This window comes from Flavobacterium tructae (assembly GCF_002217475.1).
Taxonomy (GTDB): Bacteria; Bacteroidota; Bacteroidia; order Flavobacteriales; family Flavobacteriaceae; genus Flavobacterium; species Flavobacterium tructae.
Genome location: NZ_MUHH01000021.1, coordinates 26,156 through 41,660, shown reverse-complemented (window position 1 = coordinate 41,660; position 15,505 = coordinate 26,156). Strand labels below are relative to the sequence as shown.

12 protein-coding genes are annotated in these 15,505 nt (G+C 35.4%); 5 read left to right on the top strand and 7 right to left on the bottom strand.

The window, feature by feature from the left end; genetic code table 11:
* Positions 1-98: 98 nt before the first annotated feature.
* The 6 genes from B0A80_RS09605 to B0A80_RS09575 form a co-directional block, all read right to left on the bottom strand.
* A complete protein-coding gene (locus B0A80_RS09605) occupies positions 99-1,367 on the bottom strand; it encodes an acyltransferase family protein (RefSeq protein ID WP_089077150.1) in 1,269 nt (422 codons plus the stop codon).
* A gap of 15 nt (positions 1,368-1,382) precedes the next feature.
* Positions 1,383-2,591: an anhydro-N-acetylmuramic acid kinase gene (locus B0A80_RS09600; RefSeq protein WP_089077149.1), complete on the bottom strand. Its 1,209-nt coding sequence runs from the start codon at positions 2,589-2,591 to the stop codon at positions 1,383-1,385.
* Between the two features lie 228 nt (positions 2,592-2,819).
* On the bottom strand, positions 2,820-4,325 hold the full coding sequence (locus B0A80_RS09590; RefSeq protein ID WP_089077147.1) for a sodium:solute symporter: 1,506 nt from the start codon (positions 4,323-4,325) through the stop codon (positions 2,820-2,822).
* Positions 4,326-4,658: 333 nt separating this feature from the next.
* The gene (gene murQ / locus B0A80_RS09585) at positions 4,659-5,480 is read right to left on the bottom strand and encodes an N-acetylmuramic acid 6-phosphate etherase (RefSeq protein WP_089077146.1); all 822 of its coding nucleotides are present in this window, start codon (positions 5,478-5,480) and stop codon (positions 4,659-4,661) included.
* A 259-nt stretch (positions 5,481-5,739) separates the two neighbouring features.
* Positions 5,740-7,017: a RagB/SusD family nutrient uptake outer membrane protein gene (locus tag B0A80_RS09580; protein WP_089077145.1), complete on the bottom strand. Its 1,278-nt coding sequence runs from the start codon at positions 7,015-7,017 to the stop codon at positions 5,740-5,742.
* 15 nt (positions 7,018-7,032) lie between these two features.
* Positions 7,033-10,092 (bottom strand): SusC/RagA family TonB-linked outer membrane protein, encoded by a 3,060-nt coding sequence (locus B0A80_RS09575; RefSeq protein ID WP_089077144.1) that lies wholly within the window; start codon positions 10,090-10,092, stop codon positions 7,033-7,035.
* A gap of 225 nt (positions 10,093-10,317) precedes the next feature.
* Here B0A80_RS09575 and B0A80_RS09570 point away from each other — a divergent pair, with 225 nt between their 5' ends.
* The 3 genes from B0A80_RS09570 to B0A80_RS09560 all read left to right on the top strand — a co-directional run bounded on the left by B0A80_RS09570 (position 10,318) and on the right by B0A80_RS09560 (position 13,770).
* Positions 10,318-11,067, top strand: a complete 750-nt coding sequence (locus tag B0A80_RS09570) for a DeoR/GlpR family DNA-binding transcription regulator (RefSeq protein WP_089077143.1) — start codon at positions 10,318-10,320, stop codon at positions 11,065-11,067.
* Positions 11,068-11,321: 254 nt separating this feature from the next.
* Positions 11,322-11,996 carry a hypothetical protein gene (locus B0A80_RS09565; protein ID WP_089077142.1) on the top strand — a complete coding sequence of 225 codons (675 nt, stop codon included), beginning with the start codon at positions 11,322-11,324 and terminating at the stop codon, positions 11,994-11,996.
* A 337-nt stretch (positions 11,997-12,333) separates the two neighbouring features.
* Positions 12,334-13,770, top strand: a complete 1,437-nt coding sequence (locus B0A80_RS09560) for a Fic family protein (protein WP_089077141.1) — start codon at positions 12,334-12,336, stop codon at positions 13,768-13,770.
* A 158-nt stretch (positions 13,771-13,928) separates the two neighbouring features.
* Here B0A80_RS09560 and B0A80_RS09555 read toward each other — a convergent pair whose 3' ends face one another.
* Positions 13,929-14,162 (bottom strand): hypothetical protein, encoded by a 234-nt coding sequence (locus tag B0A80_RS09555; RefSeq protein ID WP_089077140.1) that lies wholly within the window; start codon positions 14,160-14,162, stop codon positions 13,929-13,931.
* Positions 14,163-14,314: 152 nt separating this feature from the next.
* Here B0A80_RS09555 and B0A80_RS09550 point away from each other — a divergent pair, with 152 nt between their 5' ends.
* On the top strand, positions 14,315-14,551 hold the full coding sequence (locus B0A80_RS09550; RefSeq protein ID WP_070907075.1) for a helix-turn-helix domain-containing protein: 237 nt from the start codon (positions 14,315-14,317) through the stop codon (positions 14,549-14,551).
* 74 nt (positions 14,552-14,625) lie between these two features.
* Positions 14,626-15,039 carry a DUF6896 domain-containing protein gene (locus B0A80_RS09545; protein WP_089077139.1) on the top strand — a complete coding sequence of 138 codons (414 nt, stop codon included), beginning with the start codon at positions 14,626-14,628 and terminating at the stop codon, positions 15,037-15,039.
* Positions 15,040-15,505: the final 466 nt, after the last annotated feature.

The following is a 15,505-nucleotide window of genomic DNA, read 5'->3' as shown; positions in this document are numbered from 1 at the left end:
CTCAGCCCGACAATACTTCGATTCTGCTCAGCCGGACATTAGTAATAGATTTTTTTAATTTTATAATTCAAAATAGTTAATTCTAAAATCAAAAGGATTTATACCTTAAAAATGAGCCTTTTTTTGTAAAAATATCCTAAAACACAACTCCATAATAGTACATACAGTACAGAATAGGTAAGGGATGATAACAATTGATTTTCAAAAAGAGGACTGATCCAGTACTGGTACGCATAGTCTCTAACGTTTATAGTCTCGGAAATATTTTGAGGATTCTGAATTTTAATCATCGCAAATGCACGAGGCAGTATGCCGGAAACAAAAAATACAATCATTGGATTTACGCCCCAGCTGAGTAAAAAGGTTGTCCATTTTTTGTGATTGAGTATATCTACTACATAATAGACCAGAGTGAGGAGAAATAAACCAATCCCGGCAGTAAATAAAACATACGAGCTGCTCCAAAGTGCTTTATTTATTGGGAAAAATAGAGACCACAGTAATCCTGAGATAATGAGCGCAACACTAAGGATTCCCATTTTTTTGGCAATTTCGATTTTTGGTATGGGTTTTAGAAGCAATTGTCCTATTAGTAGTCCGATTAATCCGTTTGCTATAGTGGGTACGGTGCTCAAAATGCCTTCCGGATCCCAGGTTTTGGTAGCGATGTACATGTGATCTTTGAGTAAAATACTATCGAGCCATGACGCTAAATTGGTACCCGGTTCCAGATTTGCAGGACCAATTCCGGGAACTGGAACCAGTGTCATGATCGCCCAATAGCCCAATAAAATAAGAGCACTCAGAATGATTTGGGTTTTTACGTTTGTTTTTAAATAGACGAGTGAAACTAGTAGATAAACAACTCCGATACGCTGTAGTACACCGGGAAGTCTGACATCGCTGAAATTTTCGTGTCCGCCATAAGCTAAAGCAAGAAAAATAATGAAAAGACCAACGGCTAAAATGGTTTTAATTCTTAGGTTGAAGTTTCCAATTAAAGCATATCCAACTAAAGCGGTGAGAATTAAACGTACTATAAGAAGCGGAAATCCGTCAAGTCCGAGAAAATAAATACTGTTGAAAAAGTACAGAAAAAATCCAAGGCAAATGATGCGCAGAGAACGCGTGATTATTTTTAAGATGTTTTCGGGTTTGTCTTGTTTAATGGGCATGGCCAAAGGAATTGCGATTCCTACAACAAGTATAAAAAACGGAAAAACGAGATCGGCTAAGGTACAGCCGTTCCATTTTGCGTGATCGAGAATGGGATAAACATAATCCCAACTTCCCGGATTGTTTACAACGGTCATTAATAAGACGGTAAGGCCTCTTAAAACATCAACTGAAATGATACGGTCTTTCATTTTTTGGTGTATTATTTAATCAGGTAACGAAATTTTCCCCATGGTTACGGATGGAATTCCTTTGTGTGAGCCAAAATTAAAATCTTCGCCAGCTATAGTTTCATTAGCCAAAATAGCAAACAAAACGGCTTCTTTGGCATCGCCTGAAATACCCAGTTCATCTGTTTTGTGAAAATCGCAAGGCAACAATTCTTTAAGCCATTGCACTAGTAAAGGATTGTGCATGCCTCCGCCGGACAGGTAAATTTTGAAATCTTCGAGTTTGTCGACGGAGTTGTTTACGGCATAATGAATGGCTTCGGCGATTGTTTCGGCACTAAAACGGGTTAAAGTGGCCAGTAAATCGGGAGCAGCAATGGTTTCAGAGGAACTTCTGGTCAAAGCTGCTTTTACGTATTCGGCACTAAAAAGCTCCGGACCTATTGTTTTTGGAAATTCCTGACGGAAAAAAGCATCGTCTTTTAAATGATCGAGCAATAACTGATTTACAGTTCCTTTTCGGGCTATTTCGGCATCTTTATCGTAACTTTTTTCAGGGTAATACCGTTTCGTAAAAAGATCGATCAGTGTATTTCCTGTTCCGGTATCGGTTACGAAGGTTTCTTCGGGATTTAATGAAGCGGGTAAAAAAGTAAAATTAGCAATACCCCCCATATTGAGCATGATGCGGTTTTCGCCCTTTTTTCCAAATAAAAAATAATCACCATAAACGGCTAATGGAGCGCCTTCGCCACCTGCAGCAATGTGTTTTTGCCTGAAATCGGAAAGGGTAATGATACCTGTTTTCACAGCTATGTGGTCGCCATCACCAATTTGTAAAGTGGCGTTTGGAAATTTTTCCTGCTGGTGTAAAAACTTAGGAGCGTGCAAAACCGTTTGCCCGTGTGAAGCAATCAAATCGATTTCGGCGGAGGGAATATTTCGTTTTTTGAGAAAATTATTGATCATTTCGGCATGAAGCAAACCAATCCATTCGTTGAGCATCACCAAATGTTGAAAATCAATTTCTTTTTTCGCAAAAACTTTACGGATTTCAAATTTAATGTCTTCCGAATAATCAATGGTTTCAAATTGAGCTATTCTGACAGTGCTATTTTGCCCTGAACCTGAAATTTCGCATAAGGCAATATCGAGCCCGTCAAGGGAAGTGCCGGACATTAACCCAATAATGCTGCGGGTTTCTTTTTGAGCAATTTGGTACAGAGCGTTTATATTTTTATTCATGAAAATTGAATTTTATAAAGACGATTTGAATTGTAAAAGTTATAAAATGAACTCGTTAGGTATAATTGTTTTAACAGATAGATTTGTTTTTCGTCACGAATTCACGAATTATTATAAAGCAATAATTCGTGAATTCGTGGCGGAATTTTTTATTCACAAATCGTATGTAAAAGATGTATCATTTATTTGTTAACGGGTTAAAATTAGAGTATTTTGGCATTAATCGGCTTAAAAGTATATTTTTTTGTCGGATTTTTTACTGGTAAAATAAAGGCCTGTATAGGTAATTAGTGCATTTATAAGGATCAATTCATTGTCAAAGACATAACCCAAAAGAGCTTTCGAATTTTCGCTTAGTATATAAGTTAAAATAGGAGCTACGATACAAAACCAAGGTACCAGTTTGTCGGTTACAATTCTGTTTTTCTGAAGTAATCCAAAAGCATACAAGCCCAACAGCGGCCCATAAGTATAGGAAGCGGCCTTGAAAACCAATGCAACAACGGAGCTGTCGTTAAAAGAATTAAGAACTATAATGACCAAAAAGAACAGAAACGAAAAGGCGAGGTGCACTAGATGTCTTCGTTTTACATTTTTAGGATTTGAAATGTTTTCGGTTTTATCCATTCCCAGAAAATCAACACAAAAAGAAGTGGTCAGAGCCGTTAAAGCAGAGTCGGTTGTAGCAAAAGTGGCTGCAATGATTCCTAACAAAAATACCAGAGCGGGAACAGTAGCCAAATGATTCAGTGCAATCTCCGGAAATAGAAGATCTGTTCTGGGTTTGTTGGTTATCAAATCCAGCGGTACGGAAATGTTGTTTTTTGCAGCATACATATACAGTAAAGCTCCAAGACTTAAAAAAAGAAGACTGATCGTGACGAAAATAACGGTAAAAGTGTACATGTTTTTTTGTGCTTCTTTAATGTTTTTGCAACTGATGTTTTTTTGCATTAAATCCTGATCCAGTCCTACCATCGCAATCATGATTAGTAACCCTCCTAAAAATTGCTTGGCAAAATGATATTTATTGGTCAGGAAATCATCAAAGAAAAAAGTTTTAGAGTAATTACTGTTTCGAATTGCTGAAACCGATTCGAAAACGGTTAAATCTAAACTGTTTAGAACAAAATATATGGTAATAAAAACAGAGGACACCAAAAAGAAAGTCTGTAAAGTGTCTGTGATAATAATGGCTTTTAAGCCGCTTCGGTAAGTATATAAAAAAACAAAGGTCAGACCTAAAAATACGGTGAGCGGAAACGGAATGTGATAGTAATCAAAAACATAACGCTGCAGTACAAGTACAACCAAATAAAAGCGCAAGGCAGAACCTATGGTACGACTTACCAGAAAAATAGAGGCGGCCGTTTTGTAACTGTTTGTTCCCATTCTTTTTTCGATATAGCTGTATATCGAGGTAAGATTCATTCTGTAATACAAAGGGAGTAATACTTTTGCAATTACAATAAGCCCTACGGCCTGTCCTAATATAAACTGAAAATATTTGAACTGCTCTCCGTTTGGAGATCCAACCTCACCCGGAACGGAGATAAACGTTAGTCCGGACAGCGAAGTGCCAATCATTCCAAAAGCTACTAAATACCATTTGGAGTTTTTATTGGCTTTGAAAAACGAATCGTTGTCCTGTCCTTTTTTGCTGATGATTTGAGAAATCAGTAATAGTATGCCAAAATATACGATGATGAAGATTAAGATGGTGCTTGAAGACATTTTGGTTTTGAATTAGTGATGAGATTATTTTTTTAAGTTGTTATGAGCTTGATAAAAGGTCTGTTAAGCACATAGAAATATAGTTTGTGGATTCCGAATAAAGGCATTTCACTTTTAATAGTATCGCATAGAGCTGTCATATAGCTATGTGAAGAAATCTTGATTTTTTTTGATTATACTAGAACTACGGTATAAAATCTATGTTACTATGTGTTTAATTTTTTTCTCGCAGATATAGCAGATTTTTTAATCGCCTTAATCCGTTTAATCTGTGGCGTTTTTCTATAGATTCCAAACGCTATGTTTCTATGTATTAAGCGACACTCAGTTGGTTTATTTCTTAGCGTTGTTTTCTTGTAAAACGGCCCTCACACTTTTGTGTTTCTCCAGTAGTTCAGCTGCTAGATCGTGTTCAATTTGGAGTTCTTCCACGATCATTTTAATAGCTCTTTTAACTAATTTTTCGTTAGACAATTGCATGTCGACCATTTTGTTGCCTTTGATCCTTCCTAATTTGATCATAACCGAAGTTGAAATCATATTTAAAGTCAGTTTTTGTGCTGTTCCTGCTTTCATGCGGGTACTTCCGGTCAGGAATTCGGGACCAACCACGACTTCGATCGGATAATCGGCGACTTCGGCAATCAGTCCTTTACTGATACAGGAAATGCTTCCGGTTTTAATATTGTTTTCTTTGGCTTTTTGGAGTCCTCCCAATACATACGGAGTGTTTCCGGAAGCGGCTATTCCGATAACAAAATCCAGACTCGAGATCTGATGTTTCGATAAATCTTTCCAGGCCTGCTCGGTATCGTCTTCGGCATTTTCTACGGCTTTTCGAATGGCGGTATCACCTCCGGCAATAATTCCGATAATCATATCATGGGATACTCCAAAAGTAGGAGGGCATTCAGAAGCATCTAAAATTCCAATACGCCCTGAAGTTCCGGCACCAATATAAAATAATCGTCCGCCCAACTGCATTTTCTTTACAATGGCTTTGACCAGCTTTTCAATTTTCGGAATTTGCTTTTCAACAATATGAGGTACCTTTTGATCTTCTGTATTCATATTGATCAGCAGTTCTTTGGTGCTCATCTGATCCAGATTTTTATAAAGGGACTCTTGTTCGGTTTCGGGGTTTTTATTTTTCATAATACATAGCTGTAGTATTGTTTAATCGTTTATTTGTTTAACCGTTAAGCTGTTTATAGTTTATGGTTTGTTGTTTGTTGTTTGGAAAGCAAAAAATAATAATCAAAGTCTGTCAGTCTGAGCGGAGTCGAAGACTGACAGACTCAATTTATAAATCAAAAAATAATAATCACAGAATGTCAGTCTGATCTAAGTTAAAATTGTCAGTCTGAGCGAAGCCAAAATTGTCAGTCTGAGCGAAGTCGAAGACCGACAATTTTTAAATAGCCGGATCAGCAGGAGTATTTGTATTGTTGTTTCGTTCAGAATCCGGATAAGGATACCAGTTACGATTTCTTTCGGCACCGGCTGTTCCTGCTCCCGGACGGTCAAATCTTCTGCTGTCTTCCAGTTTTAGACTTGACATGTACATTTCGATACAGCGGTTGCGGTAAATTTCGGTTAAGATAGCCGGTTTGGTTACAGCTCCTGCATATGGAGGAAGATTAGCACCAATGCCATAAGTATCTGCTCCGGCTGTTTTAGTTAAAACCTTATTGAGCTCGATAAGTGCTTGCGGTAAATTGTCTTTTCGGGCATAACTTTCGGCTTTAATCAGTATCATTTCGCCCGGTAAATACAATGGAATCGATTTGGTATTCGAATCAAAGAATCCTGTGGCAACAGTTGGGTTTGAACCCGGTTTGATGTAAAAATTCAATCTTCCGTCTGAGTTTGAAGGAGCTAAAGCAGGAGGTAATCCCAAAGTCAGATCAACAGGCTGAAAAACATTATTGGTTGTGATTGAGATATAAGCAATAGGGTTGGCGCTAATCTGGTCAAAAGCAAAAACCGATTTTACTGAGAGGTCAACCATACCGGCATAGGTAATGGCGTTATCGTAATCTCCGGCCATCAGATACGTTCTGGCTAATAAGGCATAAACGGTATTTTTGTAATTAATGCTAGTAACCAATCCTGTTGCTCCGGTCGCTTTGTCCAGCAGTGGTTCTGCTACTTTTAAAATTTTGATTGCTTCGGTTAATACATCTGCTCTGGAATCAAAAGTGGCATTTTTACCTGTTTTTAGCGGTACGCTTTGAAAATACTGTACCAGAGTGGTAAGTGCCATTGCCTTAAAAATAGAAGCATGAACCAGAATGCTGGCTTTTTCGGTATCTGAAGTTAATACACCAACATTATCGATTACTTTTTGCGATTCAGATTTAATTACTAAACATTGTGACCACAGATTGTTTACGACCTGATTTTTGGTCGAAAGTACGCCGCCGCCCACAGAAAGTTCACCTTCGTCGACATTTCCGGCGTTTAGTAATCGCAGTTCTTTTGTGGTAAATCCGTTTCCGGTAATGGTGTTGTAAACGGGACTTGTTCGGTCAACACTCCAAAGAAGCTGTAGTCCGTTGGCAGCACCAATAACTCCCTCTCGGGTTCCAAAAACTAATTCCTGAGAGGGCTTGGTAGGGTCTAGATAATCTTCGTTACAGCTTGTTAAAAGCATTGTAAGGGCTACTATAGGGATGAATATTTTTTTCATGATGTTTTAGTTTGGTTAGAATTGAACTTTTACCGCCAAGGAATAAGAACTTGGAATTGGCACGGTTCCAAAATTGTATCTCGCAACCGAAGACTGTCCGCCCGAGTTGGTTTCCGGATCGAAACTGGTAAAGTGATCCCAGGAGATCAGGTTTCTTCCACTGGCTGTAACCGTCAGATCGTCAAAGAATTTGTTTAATTTTCCGAAAGAATAATTCAAAGAAACTTCTCTTAACTTCAGATAACTTCCGTCTACCACTCTAAATTCTTCCACATTATAAACCGACCAGATGTACCCACGCGGTAATTCACCGTTAAGCTCTTGAGTAACTATTTTTCCTGATCCTACACCTTGTCTGGTTCTGTAATCGGCATCAAAAACATCTACGCCCTGAACACCGTCAAACAATATAGAAAGACCGAATTTTTTGTAATTCAGGTTGGCTCCGAAAGCTATAATATAATCCGGGTTTGGATTCCCAATTTGTTTGTTCAGAATAGTTCCGGTTGGCTGTCCTGAAGCATCTCTTTGTGGTGCTCCGGTATTGACATCTCCTTTTTCGGTTTGTGGATATCCGCTTGGAGTTAACAACAAACTACCATCAGGATTTCGGGCAAAATAAGTTCCGTAGAAAATTCCGATAGGTTTGTCCATCTCTACAAAAACAGGAGCTCCTGCTAAGTTACTGTCCAGTTTGAAACGAGTTTGCGGTAATCCTGTCACTTTGTTTCTGTTACTGCTGTAATTCACGAATACATCAAGATGTAGGTTTTCTTTTTTGATCAGATCGTATTTCAAATTGATTTCGAACCCTTTGTTGTTCATTTGTCCGATGTTTTTAATCGTATTTGTTGCGCCTTCAGAAGCCGCCAACTGAACCGGCAATAACAAGTCATCAATATCAGCATTGTAATAGCTGAACGATAAATTCAGACGGTCTTTGATAAAACCAAAATCACCTCCAATTTCATACGTAACACTTTGTTCCGGTCTTAAATCCAGATTTCCTTGTTTAAATCCTTCAATAGTAAAAGCACTGTTTCCTAAAAGTGTTCCGGTAGAATAATTGGTAAAACGGGCATAAGGTTTAATTGCCGTTAAACTTCCTGATTTTCCCCATGAAGCTCTAAAACGTACTGAACTTACAGCATCGTGAATGCTTTGCATGAAAGGTTCATCTGAAAATACATAACTCACGCTCGCCTTTGGATAAAATTGTGAACGGTTAGCACTCGAAAAAATAGTCGAAGCATCCTGTCTTCCGGCAACTGTCAGGTATAATTTGTCTTTGTAACCAACAGTTTCCTGAAGATAATATCCCCATAAATTATATTTGGACTGACTGGAACTTGGCGAACCCGGAATCAAAGTATTAAAAGCATTGATGGTTTCGATAAAAGGTTTTAAGTTACGTCCTTCAACTGCTGCAAAATTATCACGATACGTCTGCACATTGTAACCTCCATAAGTAGTAGCTTTCCATTTGTCATTAATATTCCAAAGGTATCTTAAGTTCAAATCGTTATTGAATTGTACCACTCTGTTAGTAGCCTCAGAAACATATCCGTCATTGTAGTAAGCCGGATTCACGACATACGGATATCTCGGAATGAATACATTTCCTCTCTGATTGTAGTTGTCGATACCAAAAATCAAATCGGCATTGAAATTTTTAAACGGTGTGTAGTTCAATTGTAAATCCGAAATAATACGGTCTGTATTTTGTTTGATTTTGAAAGTTTCGATAATCGAAAGCGGATTCACCCTGTTTGGATCAACCGCCAGCAGATTGCCGTTTACGTCTCTTTGATTGATGTCGTAGATATTATTGGTAATGTTGATGGCATTAATCGGACTCCAGAAAACATTCCCGTCCGGTTTTTCATTCGAACTGGAGTTTACATAATTTAATCCCACAGTAGCAGATAGTTTTGAGTTGAAGTCATGTTTCAGTCTCACTTTAGCCCCCGCTCTTTTAAAATCGGTATTTTTTATGATCCCTTCGTTTACCAAATAACCAAGAGAAGCAAAGTATTTGGTTTTTTCGTCTCCGCCTTGCAGCGAGAAATAAGTATCAGTTCCGACACCCGTAGTAAAAATATCATCCTGGTAGTCGTGTCGCTGTACGTTAGTCGTTCTGGTTTCAAGGTTTCTGCCTAAAACCGTAACTGTGGTTGGACTTACTGGATTTCCCTGAATTGGGAACAGGGCCGGAGAGGTGCTTACAAACTGTTTGTCAGACATGTTCATGTCCAGTTTTTTTCGGATTTGGTTAGAAGTCACGCTGGTTGAAAAGGTATATCTGGTTTCTCCTGCAACGCCTTTTTTAGTCGTAATTAAAACCACGCCGTTGGCCGCTCTCGATCCGTAAATGGCTGCGGCAGCACCTCCGTTTAAGACTTCAACGCTTTGAATATCGTTAGGGTTAATGTCCGCAGATCTGTTCTGACCAATTTGCATGTTGGAGTTTCCGGTAGTCACGTTTAGGTTGGTTACGTTGGTAGTGGCGTTGTTTAAAACCACACCATCAATAACATATAAAGGATCTGAAGAACCTAATATCGAAGAAGTTCCTCTCAGTTTGATGCTGAAACCTCCTGCCGGATCACCCGAGTTTTGAGAAACCTGAGCACCGGCAATTTTTCCCTGCAGAGCCGTAGAAAGACCTCCGGGCTGTGCTTTAACTAAATCTTCCCCTTTTAAACTGGTTACGGCATTTCCGAGTTCTTTACGGGTAGCGCGTACGGTGGAACCCAGTACAACCACTTCAGAAAGAGCGTTCGTTTCTTCGGTCATTTTAAGGTTGATTGTAGTCGTGTTTGCTGAGATCTTGATTTTCTTCGAAGCAAATCCTACAAAACTAAAAACGAGTGTTTCGTTTTCATTTGCAGTGATGCTGAATTTTCCGTCCAGATCAGTTGTAGTGCTTTTAGAAGTACCTTCAATCAAAACGGATACTCCTGGTAGAGAAAGTCCGTCGGTAGTACTGATAATCGTACCGGTTACGGTTTTTGACTGCGCAAAAATGGGCTGCGCAAACAAAATAATTCCAAATAAAAAGAATAGTTTTTTCATTTTTAAAATATTTGTTTGGTTAGAGATTTTAAATGTAAAGAATTAATTTTTATAAATGCAATTTTTTGCAACATATTTAATTTAAATATTAAAAAACGCATAAAAATGCATTAAATTATCATTTTGTAAATGCTATAAGGTTTTTAGAAGGTGTTTTTGAAATAATTGTTTAATAATCATGCATGATCATGCAATATATTTTTATATTTGTTTAAAAAAGTTAAAATGCTGAAGAAAGAGAGACATCAGTTTATCATGGATAAATTCAAGAGTGTCGAAAAGATAAACACGATCGATCTTGCCACGGAGCTCAGTATCTCTGAGGATACCATACGTAGAGATTTTAACGAAATGCACAACAAAGGCCTGATCAATAAGGTCTATGGAGCGGCTTTTCCGGTAAAGGAGAAATCCAATAACGTTTTTGATATCCATATAATCAATGAAGATAAAAAGAGAATAGTAGGGCAGAAAGCCTTAGCGTTTCTGAATGAAGGTCAGGTGATTATCATGACCGGAGGAACTACCAATTTGTCTTTTTGCAAACTCATTCCAATTGATTTTTCGGCTACCATATATACGTATAGCCTTCCTATTGCCATGCAGTTGTCTCAGCATCCCAATATCGAATTGATTTTTATTGGCGGAAAACTACAGAAAAAAGCCATGGTAACTGTGGGCATCGATGTGGTACAGGTGTTGTCTAAAATCAAAGCCGATGTTTGTTTCTTGGGAGTGAGTAGCTTAGATGTGAATCAGGGACTTACCGAAATGGGATATGAAGTTTCAATCATCAAAAAAGAAATGATTAAAGCTTCCGATAAAGTGATTGTGCTCGCGACTTCTGATAAAATTAATGGTAAAATGCCACATCAGGTTTGTGGTCTCGATAAAGTGGATGCTATCGTTACCGAACTGAATCCAAAGAGTGCTAAAATTAGAAGTTTTGTGGAGGCTGGGGTGAGGGTTGTGTGAGTAAAATTGCGTTTTTGTGCGGTATTTTTGTATTGCTGTGTGATTCTAATTAATGTTGGAATTATACAGCATATTTTTATTATTATTTGAATAAACAGGTATTTATACGTATTGTTTGGTTTTTATTTATTGATATACTTGTTTAATAATAAAAATTCTGTGAATTATGGTTTTCCGTAAAAAGAAGAATTATTGAGTTATGATATTTGTTTCATTATCTAATACTTAGTATAAAACGTAATCTATATATAACCATGGATAAAATAACGGTAAAAAATCTAATTAAATTTCGAGGAAAGAATGACCAAACAAAAATAACTTTTGTAAATAATCTTAAAAAGGAGAAAGTGAAGTCTGCTGATGATTCTGGGGGAGATTATTGGATTAGTTGTTTGAGTGCAATTAGAAATACTTTTAAGTATGACAATGTAGATTTGTTAGAAGAAAAAATTAGTCAACTGAAAGATAAGATTAGAGTTGAAGAAGATGGAAGAATAAAAGATCAATTTCAAAGAAACCTTGATATTGTAAGTAATTTTAAGGATTATGATTTTCAACATTTAAAACCAAATGTTAATTTGATTTTTCTGACACAACGAAAAGATCATACTGTACTTAATATTAAGGGGTTTCCAATTGAGGCAAAACCATGTCATATTTTTACATTTTCAAATAACAGTAGTGAAGAAATTGGTGGGATTTGGTTTGTGGCTCAATTAGAAGGCTTTAAAAAAAGTGAATTAGGAATGTTTACTGATATGATTTATAGATATTTAGACAAACATTATTCAAAAGATTTTTATGTGAATCCAGACTATTGCATTGCGGTTGATCTTTATAATGGACAAGAAGTGAGTTATGTTGAAATTCAGAATGGAGATATTCCAATATTGATTGATTCAACATTAGATAATTTGAAGGAATTTTAAATTAGTAATTAAGTTATTGACCTTTTTATTATTGTGAAATATATAAAACGAAAATTTTTATTTTACGATTTTTATTAAAAATATGAAATGCAGTAAGAGTTTTAATTTATTGATTATGAGTAAGTTTTTTTTTTTAAGGAAAACCAAGAATCATTTCGATATTTTGACCACTGATGATTATGAAAAAATATTTAGTTTTATTTATAATGATAATGGGAGACATTGTACGATACTAGTTCCTGATTTATTATCTTATGTAAAAAATAAGTAATTCCAAAGTTTGTAACCTTGGCAAGTTGCAGAAAGTTATAGTTTATTGTAAAAAATAATAACAAATATGATATATAGAGTACCAAATATTGAGTTACCGTTTGAATTAAAAGAAAATCTTGAAAAAATTGAAAAGGTCATAGATGAACTAAATGAAAAACGTGATAATGGATTAAGTAAAGAGTTGCTTGATAATTTAAAAAAACAGCTATTAATAAAACAAGTATATCATAGTAATGCAATTGAAGGAAATAAGCTTTCATTAAGAGAAACAGAATTAATTTTGAACGGAATGGTTATTAATGAAAGACCATTAAAGGACGAAATAGAAGCTCGTTCACTTGCCAATGCTACAGAATATTTATATAAATTAATTGATGGAAGGGAACCATTAACCAAAAGGACTCTGTTGGAGCTTCATAGCCTCATTATGAATAACATTCCAGGTATAAACGCTGGACAGTTTAGAACAGATGAAGTTCAAATTAAAGGTTCTGAACATAAACCGCCTAGTTTTTATGATATTGAGCATCATATAGATGAACTTTTTCAATGGATGAATAGGAATTCACATAAATTCCCTCCTCTTATCATGGCTTCAATCCTTCATCATTGGTTGACGTGGATTCACCCGTTTAGTGATGGAAATGGCCGTGTATCAAGATTATTTTTAAATTTTTTTCTACTTCAAAAGGGATACCCGGAAGTTATTGTTAAAATTTCTGATAGGGACACTTACTATAATGCATTAATAAATGGAGATAAAGGTCAACTTTTAGAACTGATTGATCTTTTCACAGAAAACATCAGAGAATCTATTTCTATTTATGAAGAATTAATAAACGAAGACCAAAGACAAAAAGCATGGTTGTCAAAATATAAGGATATCAATGCAGATAAATACGAAGAAGCAAAATCAAAACATTCATATGATTATGAAGTATGGAAAAATCAAATGTCAGTTTTCAAAGCTTTATTAAAGAAAAGTGTACTTGACGTAAGTCAACATTTACCTAACCTTGGCATTTCTTTTAAGGACTATGATTTAATTTCATTTAGTCAATATCTTGATTTATTAGAAGACCGAAAAGTAACCAATACTTGGTATATGTCCTTAAAAATTCACGATTCTAAAAATAATGAAAGTTTAACCTTAGTTTTCTATTTTGAAAGGTTGTATAAATCTAAAATTTTGAAATTTCTGGAGGCAGAAAGAAATACTCCTAAAGACAGTTTTAAAGACAAGTTTATACCTCCAGCTATAAAGTTGTATATATCTGCAAGGAGAAATGGTATGACTTTGGATTTAGATAAAAATGTTGATCTTGTAAATATTGGGACTTATAAAGACCAATTGTCATTTGGTATTGTTGATAGAAGAATAAAAAGAGAAGCATGGCAAAAAGCAAAACTTCAATCTAAAACAGAGAACCCAGGTATTGTAATTAGACAATTCATTGACCAGTTATTGAACTTATATTTTGATATTAAAATAAGAAAATAACAATATAGCCATCGCTACATAGCATAAAAAAATCCTGCTTTTCGAAGTCTTCCTAACTTTGTAGTAATTTAGTAAATCAAAAAAAGTAAACAGAAAACCTCGATTTTTAAAAATCGAGGTTTTCTGTTTACTATAATGTCTAGAAACGTGATAAAATCTTACTCCTCATCCAAATAAGGATTCAAAACTTCGGCTAATTCATTGAGCCAGTAAAAGCTGTTTTCGAGATTGCTTATCTCATTTTGAAGTGTTTCATGTTCTCTTAAAACACCTAAGGCAACAATATAATTGACTTGTCTTATGGCTTTCGCCATTTCTTTTGGGTCAATAGTGTTGTTGAAGAAATTGGCTAGCCTGGTTTCGGTTTCTTGTGAAAGATTGGTTGTACTCATAATCTAAAATTTTAGGGAAATATACATGATTGCAACTTCCGTTATTGAGCTATGTTTAATTAGCTGAATACAAATATATAAAATAAACAGTTGAATACAACCGATTGTTTACAATCATACAAAAACAATCTGTTACTTGTAAATTCATTTCCATGAAAAGGACAAGAAAAAGTGAAGTTCCGGAAGTTGTCAAACAATTAGGAATCAGGATAAAAGATATCATAGAAGAGCAACAGTTGAAACAAAGGGAGGTTGCTCATGATGCTGAAATGGATGTGGAAAATTTAAGGAAATACATCAAAGGCTCTCAGGAAATGAAGATAAGTACTTTGTTTAAAATTGCTCAATCTTTAAAAGTAGATCCAAGTGATTTAATTAAAGACTTATAAAGCATAATTGCTCTCCCTCACGCTCGGGGAGAGGGTTGCGAATCCCGTATTTTCAATTTAATTTTGGCATAATTATGATTGAAAAAATAGTAGCAGAGTATATCAGTTTTATAAGAACATTTGAAACTTTATTAAAAAAGAAATATAAAAAGGATATAAATCCATGTTCGTTTTCGAGCACTTTTTTTGAAAGAAAAGGTGCGATCGAGGGAGTTGAATATTGGTTTCACGGAAGTGGCTGCACAGTCAAAAAAGATGGTGTTATTTATGACTATGATATTTCGGTAAATGAAATTACGTTTTCACAATGGAAATTTTCGGAGTTTGTTAGAACGCACCTGGAGTATCAAAAATTAAATTATAGTCCAGAACATATCGAATATGAATTGTATCAGCTTATAAATAAAGGAATATTAGGTTGGGTGATTGTAGAAGGAACTGCTTTTGGATGTGTTTTTAAATTATATAGGGTACTTCAGGAATCCTAATTATTAACCAATAATTTATTTAAGACGAAAGTTCTAATAGTAAAAATTAATCAAATGAATGAAAGAGTTTAGAACACAATTTATAATTTCAACCAGTTTAATATTAGCAGTGGCTTTACTAGCCTTTTTTGGTAATTCTGTATTTCTAAAAATGATAATTGTACCGACAGTGTTTTTTTGCACTTTGGTAAACTTAATATTTTCGGGCGTTTTGTATTATTTGAACAATAAGGTGTCAGTATTTGTTTCGCTCGCAATTTTTATAATAAGTGCTTGGCTTTTAAAAATTGTCAATAGCAACTATGATGAATTTGAAAACTACGAGAATTGGCAGTTTTATAATCATCAACAAATAATTTCAACCAAACTAGATTTAATTGTTGGTAAGAATTTATCGTGGATTCAATTTTATTTGGCTATGATTTTGCTTAATACTTTTTCGAGTTTTATTACACTTTCGATAAAG